7 protein-coding genes and 1 pseudogene are annotated in these 11,856 nt (G+C 24.9%); 6 read left to right on the top strand and 2 right to left on the bottom strand.

From position 1 onward, the window contains the following. The first annotated feature begins 45 nt into the window (after positions 1-45). From I4U89_RS07090 to I4U89_RS07080, 3 genes are all read left to right on the top strand, one after another. Positions 46-1,782: an AAA family ATPase gene (locus I4U89_RS07090; RefSeq protein ID WP_195939695.1), complete on the top strand. Its 1,737-nt coding sequence runs from the start codon at positions 46-48 to the stop codon at positions 1,780-1,782. A gap of 1 nt (position 1,783) precedes the next feature. Then, positions 1,784-3,121: an McrC family protein gene (locus I4U89_RS07085; RefSeq protein ID WP_195939694.1), complete on the top strand. Its 1,338-nt coding sequence runs from the start codon at positions 1,784-1,786 to the stop codon at positions 3,119-3,121. A gap of 70 nt (positions 3,122-3,191) precedes the next feature. Continuing rightward, on the top strand, positions 3,192-4,556 hold the full coding sequence (locus I4U89_RS07080) for a restriction endonuclease (RefSeq protein ID WP_195939693.1): 1,365 nt from the start codon (positions 3,192-3,194) through the stop codon (positions 4,554-4,556). A 145-nt stretch (positions 4,557-4,701) separates the two neighbouring features. Here I4U89_RS07080 and I4U89_RS07075 read toward each other — a convergent pair whose 3' ends face one another. Next, positions 4,702-5,109, bottom strand: a complete 408-nt coding sequence (locus I4U89_RS07075) for a hypothetical protein (RefSeq protein ID WP_195939692.1) — start codon at positions 5,107-5,109, stop codon at positions 4,702-4,704. Positions 5,110-5,272: 163 nt separating this feature from the next. On the opposite strand from I4U89_RS07075, the gene I4U89_RS07070 reads away from it, so the two are divergent. Genes I4U89_RS07070 through I4U89_RS07060 form a run of 3 tightly spaced genes read left to right on the top strand, consistent with a single transcriptional unit; the run spans position 5,273 to position 11,219 of the window. After that, positions 5,273-6,085: a phospholipase D-like domain-containing protein gene (locus tag I4U89_RS07070; RefSeq protein ID WP_195939691.1), complete on the top strand. Its 813-nt coding sequence runs from the start codon at positions 5,273-5,275 to the stop codon at positions 6,083-6,085. Between the two features lie 22 nt (positions 6,086-6,107). Continuing rightward, a complete protein-coding gene (locus I4U89_RS07065; protein ID WP_195939690.1) occupies positions 6,108-8,516 on the top strand; it encodes a UvrD-helicase domain-containing protein in 2,409 nt (802 codons plus the stop codon). 24 nt (positions 8,517-8,540) lie between these two features. Next, a complete protein-coding gene (locus I4U89_RS07060; protein ID WP_195939689.1) occupies positions 8,541-11,219 on the top strand; it encodes a hypothetical protein in 2,679 nt (892 codons plus the stop codon). Between the two features lie 32 nt (positions 11,220-11,251). Here I4U89_RS07060 and I4U89_RS07055 read toward each other — a convergent pair. Next, a pseudogene (locus tag I4U89_RS07055) lies at positions 11,252-11,620 on the bottom strand (helix-turn-helix domain-containing protein); the annotation flags it as partial. Positions 11,621-11,856: the final 236 nt, after the last annotated feature.

Genomic DNA, 11,856 nt, shown 5'->3' with positions numbered 1-11,856 from the left:
TGTATATAATTATATTTATAAAATAGTATAAAAAGGAGAATAGTCATGGAAGAAAAATATTATCAAGCTAAGCCAGATGGAACATATGAAAAAAACACAGAACCTTCAGGACCAAATCCATCAAGAATAAAAAAAATACTAGAAGATTCTTTAAAATCATATGGTTGGGAAGTTGAGTTTGATAACCTAAAATCAAATCCGTATCACGGTGTATTAAGGAATACTGGGTTAAATATAGATATGTATATATATTGTTGGAGAGTAAGCAATGGTGGCAGAGAAAATAGACCAATGGAAAAGAGGATTCAGATTGGTTCAAATGCAGATAGGAAACCGTTAGCAAGAAGCAATAATGAAGGCAATAGAACTTTATTACTTGGAATTTATGAACCTGATAAGAAAGATAATAGTGGTTATACTACACCTATAATTATAGCTTGGGAATCTGAAAAAAATAAAAATGCAGGGGCATCAAAATCTTGTTTTACAGATGTAAATCATATATCAACAGCAATGAGAGATGGTTTTGCACAATACTATAATTCTACTGGTGATTTAGTATGTGCTTTTAGACCTGAATTTATTCATTTTTACATAATGAACTTAAATAATCTACATAAAAAAGAATTTGCTTGTATAAAGGGAAATGCTTATATAGGTAATAATATAAGTGAAAGTATAGAAGATTCTTCATATAACACAATTATACAATATTCAAATAGTGAGGATCATGGGATCGATAAAAATACAATACTATATGGGCCTCCGGGAACAGGTAAAACTTATAACATAGCTAAGTATGTAGTTAGGATTATAGAAGGAAAAAATGAAGATGAAATAGATATGGAAGATTATAATAATGTAATAGATAGATTTAATAAATATAAAGCTGATGGACATGCTATTTTTACAACATTCCATCAGTCTTATAGTTATGAAGAATTTATTGAAGGCATAAAACCTGTTATAGAAAATAAAGAAGAAAATGAAAATGGTTCAGACATATCATATACAATAGAGAATGGTATATTTAAAGAGTTTTGCACTAAGGCAAGTAAAGATGAAAATAAAAATAATTATGTATTTATTATAGATGAAATAAATAGAGGGAATATGTCTAAGATATTTGGTGAACTTATTACCTTAATAGAAAATAAAAAGAGAATAGGCTCAGATGAATCAATGACTGTAAAGTTACCATATTCAAAATCAGAGTTTGGGGTTCCTAAAAATGTATATATATTAGGAACAATGAATACAGCAGACCGTTCTATTGCTTTATTAGATACAGCATTAAGAAGAAGATTTGAATTTATAGAAATGATGCCAGATGTAAATATATTAAACACACTTAACAATGGAAGTGACATAACAATAGATTGTAATGGAAAAATAATTAATGTATGTGAAATTATAAAAACTATAAATAAAAGAATAGAAGTACTTTATGATAGAGAACATACAATAGGACATGCTTATTTTATGGAATTAGTTGAAAATCCAACACTAGAAAATTTAGAGAGAATATTAAAGAAAAAAATAATACCTCTATTACAAGAATATTTTTACGATGATTATGAAAAAATAGGACTCATTTTAGCAGACAATCAAGTAAATGATAGTAGATTACATTTTATAAAAGAAGAAAGTATAGACTCTGAATTATTTGGAATAGATTTTGATTTAGATGATAGAAAAGTATTTAAAATAAATGATGAGGCTTTTAAGCAACCTAATTCATATATAAAAATATATTCAAAGATAAATGAAGAAGGAATATAGAATGAGCAAAAGTACGTATGTAATAAAGGAGTATGGTTTTTTTATAAAAGAATCACAAAATGTAGATGCGAAAATGTTACAACAAGAAGGCAATGTAGTTTTGCCAAATGATGTATTTGAATATTTAGAGTCATTTATATTAGATAATAAAAATGATTTTGATATAGAACATCATGATTTGATGCAAATTTATCATAAAAAAGGAATTGGAAAAATAATTAAGGCTAAGAACTATGTAGGTACTATACAAACACCTAAAGGAGTTACTATAGAGGTACTACCAAAAATATATATATCCAGTAATGAGAATTCATATGAAAAAACAAAAAAGATATTTCTTGAAATGTTAAAAAGTATGAAAGATATGCCTTTTAAAACTTTTAATATGGCCAACTTAGATACTGTAAATATGGAACTTTTAGATGTATTTATAGTTATGTTTTTAGATGAAATATCGGTTTTAATAAAAAAGGGACTTAAATCATTCTACATTAAAGAAGAAGGTAATTTAAACTATTTAAGAGGCAAATTATTAATAAATAAACATATATCAAAAAATATAATAAGTAAAGATAAATTCTACCTTGAATATGATGAGTATAGTAAAAATATACCTGAAAATAAAATTATAAAATCTACTCTATTGAAGTTGAAAAATATTACATCTAAACCTAGTATACAAAATAGAATACAAAAATATTCTTTTGCTTTTGATAAAGTAGATAAATCATTGAATCATGAAAAGGACTTTTCAAGATGTACTAACAATAGGTTAATGAGTGATTATAAGCTTGCATTAGAGTGGAGTAAAATATTTTTACAAGATAAAGGGTTTAGCAGTTATAGGGGGGGGAGTAAATCATACTCGTTATTATTTCCTATGGAAAAAGTGTTTGAGAGTTACGTAGCTAATAGTATTAAAAAAAGCAATTTATTTAATGGATTTGAAATTATTATTCAAGCTAGAAAAGACGAAACAATGTATTTATTTGAGACACCTAAAAGATTTAAGTTAAAGCCAGATATTATAATGAAAAGTTCAGATAAAACTATAATATTGGATACTAAGTGGAAAAATTTATATGATAATTCTAGTAAGAATTATGGTATATCCCAGAGTGATATGTATCAAATGTATGCGTATTCTAAAAAGTATGCTGCTAGTAAGATTATTCTAGTATATCCATATAATGATGAAGCTAAGAAAATATTAAATTACAATCAATATGAAGATTTAACATTTAAATCAAATGATGGAGTAAATATACAAATATATTTCTTTGACATAGAAAATACAAAAAATAGTTTATATGAACTGTATAATCTTATTGAAATTTAGAAAAATTAAAATTGCAGTTAAACTTTAGAGATAAATATCAAAGTAAAAACATATAGGGGGAAGGAATAAAATGGGTGATTTGAACTTTCCAAATGCAAGTGAGTTTTCACCGAATGTGATTGAACTGGATAAGCTTTTGGAGTTATGTAATAAACACAAAGGCAAAAATACAGAATTTTTACAGGATGTAAAGACTAAATATTTTTTAACAAAGGATCCTAAAAGTCAGGATCAATTGACAAAAAACTGTAGGTCTTCATTAGTAGCATACAATATATTAGCAAAAAATGAAATTAAGCTAACTGAGTTTGGAGAAGAATTATTACAAAGTAGTAAAGATTCACAAGAAATGTATGATTTATTTGCAAAACATATTTTGTTTAATTTAAATGGGTTAATATTAGTAGATACAGTCAAAGCAATGTTTTTAGCTAGTAAAACTGTGACAAATGAAAATATTATAGAAGAACTTAATATACAAGGCGCATCTATTAGTAAATCAAGTAAGAAAATTAATACTATGAAACTATGGTTGACTCAAGCTGGAGTTTTTGAAGTAAAGTCTTGGAGAGTAAATCAAGATAAATTAAATGAGTTAATAGGATTAACAGAATGCGAAATTTCTATTTTTAGTGATTTAACACAGGAGCAAATAAGCTTCCTTAAAGCATTAAATGATACAGGGGTAGAAACTAGTCAAATAGCTAGTGATATTAAAGAGTTGGCAAAAAATACTTATAATATTGATTTTAAAGAGAAAGTATTTTCTCAACAAGTTTTAAATCCATTGGAGAAAAAAGGTTTAATCAATGTTATAAGAACAACTCAAGGGAGAGGAGCTAAATCACCTAAAATAGAGCCAACTGAAATGTTCAAAAAAGAAATCACAATACCATATTTAGAACAATTAAAACTATTGACTAATAGAGAATTGATAAAATTTTTTCAATTATCGTTTACTGAAATACTAGAAAAAATAAATTCAGAGGATACATACATAAAAGGACTCGCTCTAGAAGCATTAGGATTTAAGATTATGAAGTTACTAGGATTAAAATTTGTAGAAACTAGACTTAAATCACAACAAACAGGTGGAGCTGAAGTAGATTTAATATTTGAAAATACAAAATTGGTATACTCAAGATGGCAAGTACAATGTAAGAATACTAAAGATATAAAGTTAGAAGATATAGCTAAAGAGGTTGGGATTTCTCTTTTATTAAAAACTAGTGTTATAGTTATGATAGGTACAGGAAAAATCGGCAACAAAGCGCGTGAGTATGCGAATACAATAATGAAAGAATCTAATTTATGTATTATAATGATTGATGGAAAAGATATAGAAAAGATAAGTGAAAATCCGTCAAAGGTTACTGAGATATTTAATAGAGAAGCAAAAAATGCAAAACATATAAAAATGTTAAATAATAAGTAAGTTACAAATAGGATAATAAATAAATTTTATATCAAGTAAGTAAAATAAAAGATAAGAGGCTGTCTTATAGGTAGTATAAAAATTTAAATACTACTTATGAGATAGCTTTTTTTTAAAAAAATAATATATAAATAAAGTTTACATGCTAATATTGAGTAAATAATACTAAATCACATTTTAAAAATGATATATCTTTATAATAGATAGATTTAAATTTCAAGTAATTTTCTAATAAAGAATCTAAGTAAGCTTCTGTTTCAGTAAAATAATCACCATCACTATTAATTATTATATAGCTATAATCATTTACATAGGTACTATTTATATCATAGCACTCGCTACATAATGCATGTATCTTAATATTTAAAGTGGGTATATAAATGTAATCGCGAGAGATGAAATAAGTTAAATTCTCATCATTGGAAATCACAGGATACTTTATTAGTTCATCGCCAAATAGGAAAATATTTATTTTATCTGATTTAACAAATATATTTCTATCAATTAATTCTTTTGCTATGAAAAAGTTTATTTCACAAATTTTAACTTCCAATATAATAATACTCCTTTCACAAATAACTATATATATTATTCTATTTTAAAATAGAATAATATATGAATAATTATGGTACATATAGATAAAAAATACGATGTATACACCTAAATATATGATATGATATTTTAGTATCCAAATTGAAAAATAGGAGTGTTTACATATGACAGAACGATATATAGAGAACGATATAGACTTAGTAAATAACTTATTAATATATCAAATATTGAAGTACCATAAAGAGAAAATGATAGTTATATATAATGATGAATTTGATTTATGTAGAGAAACTATTGTTAATAAATGTAAGGCATTAGATAAATACTTTGTGTCACAAAATCAATTTATGAAAGAAAATAAAGAATATGATATAAATATACTTATGAATAGCTATATATTAAATGATATAAATATGATAAAAAACAAACTAAAAGATAAGCATATTATAGAAATAAATTTAGATAAGAATATTGAAAATAAAAAAGAACTATCGATAGAAGAGTTAAAGTTTATTCATAGTAAAAAATGGAGAGATAGAATATTTTTAGAAAATGATGAAATTTTAGAGTGGATAAGAGATAGCATTGATATTGCAGAAAAAAGAATATATTTAGAATGTCCTTGGTTCAATGAAACAGCATTTGATGAAAAATTTATAGAACAAATAGAAGAAGCTGTAAATAGAGGTGTAGATGTAAGAATAAAATATGGAATCAATATGGAGAAAGATGAAAGAGCTCAAAAAACAAAAGAATTAATATATAAACTGAGAATGATAGGTAACTATAAAAATCTTAATTTTATAAAGTCAAATACTCATGCAAAAGTAGCATTTATAGATGATTTCTATCTTTCTACATCATTAAATTTTGGTAGTAATAATCTCAAATATGATAATAGTGCAGATGAAAAAGGAAATTTAAGTGTATGTACCAGTAATGTAGATATAATGAAAATAGAAAAGTCATTTACATAGCGGTTAATAGAGGAGGAGCATAATGATATATATAGTAAGTGATACCGAAGAAATAGAGAGGTTAAAAGATGATGTAAAGAAGGAGTATCTCAAAGCTCTAGAAGTATGGATATTTTGTGATAAAGGAATTCTAGATACTATAGAATCAAATTTAATTACAGATAAAAATATGAAGCAGCTAATAAAGGTATATGCCTACAACGATAATATTAAATTAAGTAGGTTCGAAAAAATAACCAATAAGGAAGATTTATATAAATGGGAAAAAGTATTAAAAGGAATCGATGAATTTAATTTTGAACAATATGAAGCTATTATTAGAGCGTTAGATGATAGTTTACTAATAAATGCAGGAGCGGGAACTGGTAAAACAAGAACAGCAGTAGGTGCAGTTTTAAATATACTTCTAAAAGAAAAAGCTAATCCTAATGAAGTTTTAATGATGACATTTACAAATAACTCTACTGATGATATGTATAGGAAAATATATACAGAATTAGAAAAAAGATATATGTTAACGTTTAATCCTAGATGTTTATATTTATTAGAAAATATAAAAGAACTCAGAATATGCACTATACATAATTTTTTCAAATCTACCATAGAGGATATAGGATTCATAGATGGATATTCAAATAATGTAAATTTCGGTATTTCAACTGATAAATTAAAACAGTATATAAATAGTCAAGTAGATTTAAGATTTCCAAATGGTGAATTTAATTATAGAGAATATGGATTATACGATACTGATATAAAGAATTTAATATTTGAGCTAGTTATGAATGAAAATGTAAATATATCCAGTATAGAAGATTATATGTTCTATAATGAAAATAGTGATAGCAATAACATCAGGAATATTCACAGATTAGTAGTTTCAGTATGTAACAAAATTAAAACAGAATTTATGGAAGAACTTATCTTAGAAGACAAGATATTATTAACAGATCTTAACTATAGATTAAATAGTATTCTTAAATATGATTTTAAATTTAATAAAAACTTAAAGCAATATAAGTACATATTTATTGATGAGTGTCAGGATACATCAGGATATCAATTTGAGGTAATAAAAAAAATTGCAGGAATATTAGGAAGTAAGGTATTTGCAGTAGGAGATCATATGCAAGCTATTTATAGATTTAGAAGTGGGAATAACAAATCTATGGATAACTTTAAAGAACTAACAAATACAAAGCCTATACAATTAATTAAAAACTATAGAACTGCTGATAGTATACTAAGCAGTATTAATAGAATATTTATAAATTTAGATGAAAATTATACTAAGCTAATACCTATGGAAAAACGCAATGATAATAGAATATCAAAGGTAATGCATAATAGAGAAAATGAAGATAAAATAGATAAGATAAAAAAAATAATTGAAGAAAATGAAGATAGAATAAAAGATACAAGAAAAGTTAATGAAGATAATGAAACTACTAGAATAGCTATATTAACTAGAACTAATAATGAAGCGCAAAATATCTATCAAGGGCTTATTGAAAGAGGAAAACACTGTACTCTATTAAAAGGTGGAGAATTATATAAGACTAAAGCATCTAAAGATTTATTAGCTTTAATAAGAGCGGTATTATATAAAGATAATTATATTGCAAAGGTCCAACTACTAAATACAGAGTATGTAGGTGAAAAAATAAACATACCATCTGGTAGATTTATTAATAACTATGACTATGAAGCAATAATAGACAGATATTGTGATCCAATAATTAGAAAATTTAATTTATGCTATAAATGCGATAGTTACAAATGTAATAAAAACTGCGAGGAACGTACAAAACAATTAAATAGGACAACTTTCAGTATACTTACAGACTTAATTAATGATATTAAACTAGACGAAGAAACACAAGATATAGAATATTATAAAGCGAATATACTTATCATATTAGAAGAATTGATAAAGGATGGAAATTTATCTACATTAGTAGATATAGAGCAATTTCTTAGCCTTCAAGTATCATCAAATGAAGACTCTAAAAGTGCAGAAGAAAGGGATGCAAAACAAGAAGTAATTATAAGTACATTTCATGCTACAAAAGGATTAGAATTTGATACGGTTATAGTGTTGACTGACTATGATTTTGGTAAACAAATGAAAAATATACTTATAAGAGAAGAAGAGGTAGAAGTAAAAGATTATAGTGGAGATTACAAAAGAATAAATTTAGCCAAAATAGGAATATCATATTTTGATAAACAGATTAATGAAGAAGTTCATACATCTTATTATGAAGAACTAAAAAATAAAGAAGAAGAAGATATAGTAAAAGACGAAATAAATCTTTTATATGTTGCATTGACAAGATCTATGGAAAAACTATATGTATTAATGCCTCTATATAGTAACGATTTTAATAAAAAAACACATGCAGAATTGCTAAAGCAAGGGAAGTTTTAGTATATAGACTGAGGGAAGAATAATATGAATAAATTACTGATATATAAAGATATAAACAATCTAGATTATAAGTTATTACAAGATGAGTATGATTTTATAATAACATCGTACAGTGAAACGTCAAAATTATTAAATGGGAAAATAAATAATATTTCTATAGGTGATTTGACAAAACACTTATTTACTATGTGGAATGATAAAGAAGAAGACTATGCTAACATAGTACAAATGAGAAATTTTCTAGAAAATGATTCTAGCTATTTCTCTAAAGAAATTTTAAATAGTTTTTCTAAATCGATCAAATCAACATACAAGTTAATAAAAATGGCAAAAGAATTACAAATAACACCAGAAGAGTATGGATTGATAAATTTAACATTAGAGCAAAAATTATTTCTAAAGCTAATGAAAAAGGTATACATACAGGATAGTTTTATAGACTTTGATTTAAAGTTATTTGAATATGATTATGATATAAGTAAATTTACTAGTAAAATGGATGAATACTTAAAAGAAACATTAGATATAGATCATTTTTATGAGAATTGTAAGGGAAGGATTTTAATACAAGGGTTTTACTATATAAGCCCAATACAAGAAATAATATTAACATATTTAAAAAAATCAGGATTAGAAATTATACCTATATTATGTTATGACGAACGTTATATAGAAATAAATAAAATAGTAGATGTTACTTTTAATTCATTACCAAAGTATGAATTGAAAGATAGTTCAGTTAATGAAATAGAAGAAGTATATGTTAGCGATGTATATGCATCAATATTAGATGGTAAGGATATAGATGTTTCTAATGTAATTGATAGCAACAGTATAGCATTTAGGCACTATGATGATTTAAATTTATATAATAAAGACTTATTAAAGGTATTAGATGAGTCTTCAAAAGATAAGCAACCAAATATAAAAGCTTTCGCTGTAAATAAAAAAGAAGTTGTAGATAGAATATCAATATTTAGAGGTGATTTAGAGGATCCTGAAAGAATTTCTATAAAATACTATCCATTAGGTATATTCTTAAAAGAAATTTATAATACATGGGATGATAAATTAGGTGTATGCTTAAGTATAGAATCTCTTAGTAAAATTTTCGAATGTAATTTTTTACAATATGATGGATATCAATCAATAGATTATTTGGAAGATTTAAATTTAATAAGCAGCCATTTTTTAAACTGTAGAAATATAAATGAATGGATAAATCAATTGAATGTATTAAAAAATAACATATCTAATTTGAGTTTTGAATCTCAGTATAAGACTCTTTTAAGTAGCTATGGTCCATTTACTATAAAAAGACGAAGATTAGAAATCGTAGAAGAATATATTAACAAGATAAAAGAAATAACAGATATAATATTCTTTGATAAGAAAGGAAATATTGATACAAAACTTATTATACATTTAAAAAACCTATACGATATAATCGAGAGAAATACTGATCTAGATAATAAAGATGAGGAAGATAATTTATTAGAATATAAATTGCTAGGTCAAATTAATGAACTATTAAATAAAAAAAGATATACAGAAGAACAAAAAAGAAAAACTGCTAAAAATAGATATCTGTTTGAAGCTTTAAGTTTATACATAAGTACGATAAAGAACAACAAACAAGGAACAAATGATAGAGTTGATATATATTCACTAGATGCAGTAGAAGCAGTAGAAAAAAATATTAATGAAATACATATATATGATTTTGATAGAGATATGTTCCCTACTGTAAGATTCTTGGAATCAAAATATATAAAGGATGATATTTTAGAGGAAATAAATAAAAAACGAGATGAAGGCACATTAAATCATAGGCTAATTAACAGGTATTTAAATATTATTAATAATAAAGATCTTGTAGGAAGATATGTATTTTGGTTAGCTCTAAAGACACCTAATATAAAGAAAAATATATATAGATTGCGTGAATTGGATAAAGATAATGTACATTTCTACCAGAAGGTATTAGAAAATAAGCTACAAATACGTTCTGAAAAAAATATAGATAATAATTTAAATACCTCAAAAAAAGATATTGCAAATTTGAATAATTACAAAATAAATAATGATACAAATAGAGTATTAGATGAAAAGAGTAAATATATGTATTTTTATTGTCCATTGAGAGCTTACTTATTAAGAATTAATAAAGACAGAGAAGTATATATTGAGAATTTCAGTATAGAACACTTTATTCCTAATATAGTAGCAAATATAAATTTAAAAACAAAATTGAATATAAATGGAAATAGAGAACTTATAAATAAAAACTTTAATCAATATAGTAAATTAACATTGTCTAGACTTTGCAATATAGCACAAAGTAATATCAACTATAATCTTAATGATGATGATATTTTTTGGCTGCCTAAAAGATTAAAACAATATGAAGATAATAAAGTAATGATTCGAGGAATTGAGTATCTATATACATACTTTGTTGAAAATAATGGTGATAAAAAAGTTAAAAATCAGCTTATACCTATACCCAATAATGGAAAGTCAACTTGCAGCTATTGTTCATTTAAATATATATGTGTAGAAAAAAATCTTCATAATAATAACTACCCTAATAAATATTGGACGCAGAAAAAAGAAAATAGAGAATTAACAATTGAGAAAGTAAAGTCAATGGATGATAAAATTAAATCTGTAAATATTATGAAAAATACTACTAATCCTTAGATAGGATTAGTAGTATTTTTATAGTAATAATTTTAAATATCTAATAAATTGTTTTCACTAAGATTTAATTTCACTTTATCATAAGTATTAATATTCATAAGAACACCATCTTCCCATAAACTGTAGCCTCTTTCTGAAATGCCATATAATTTAGCAGCATTTCTTCTAGTTAAGTTATTTTCTAATCTCAATTTAAATAACTTGCCCTTAAATGCAGGAGATTGAAGTAAGAATTTTAAATAGCCTTCACTACATAAGACATTAATATCTAACACAACCCCTAATTTATTTATAGAATCTAAAGTGGGATAAAATTTATCACGCTCATAAGAACCTATCATACTATGCTGCATACCAACTTTATTATCAAGTTCATACTGGGATAATCCCATGGATAATCTAAGTTTCTTTAACCTTTATCCAAAAGTGTCCTCAGATAAATCACTATAATTGTATAATTTATAAATAAACTTTGCATTTAGAAAGCTCACGCAGAGGCAATATGCACAGGAAGTCTAGCAGGGCATAATGCAGCTAGAAGCTGTGTTGGGATGTATTTACTTCAACTTCCAACTAATTTATTAATAGGTGACTTTATAGCTTATTCTAATAATGAAATGCATAAAGAAGGTGGAAA

Source organism: Romboutsia sp. 1001713B170131_170501_G6, assembly GCF_015668195.1.
GTDB lineage: Bacteria > Bacillota > Clostridia > Peptostreptococcales > Peptostreptococcaceae > Romboutsia_C.
This window is presented reverse-complemented; position numbering and strand designations above follow the sequence as displayed.